A 308-nucleotide genomic window follows, 5' to 3' on the forward strand; every position below is an offset into this window, starting at 1 on the left:
GGCTAAGCCCCGCGCTCGGCCTCGCCCGGCTGCGCGCAGTGATCGAGGCGGCCACACCGTCCCGGCGCGCCTGTCCCGGCTGTGGCGGCGAGCGGCATCACAGGCACGGACGCGACCGCGGCCTGCAACGCTACCGCTGCTGCAATTGCGGCAAGCCCTTCAGCGCCCTGACCGGCACGCCGCTGGCACGCCTGCGCCACCGGGGACTCTGGCTCGATTACCTCGAGCGCATGCACGAGGCACAATCGGTGCGTGCCACCGCCGCGACGCTTGGCGTACACCGCAACACCAGTTTCCGCTGGCGCCAC

At 72.4% G+C, this 308-nt stretch carries 1 pseudogene; it reads left to right on the forward strand.

Going from position 1 to position 308, the window contains the following annotated elements:
- Window positions 1–308, forward strand: a pseudogene (locus KVT32_RS29565) (IS1595 family transposase); the annotation flags it as partial.

The organism is Achromobacter sp. GbtcB20, assembly GCF_019091095.1.
Lineage (GTDB): Bacteria > Pseudomonadota > Gammaproteobacteria > Burkholderiales > Burkholderiaceae_B > Achromobacter > Achromobacter mucicolens.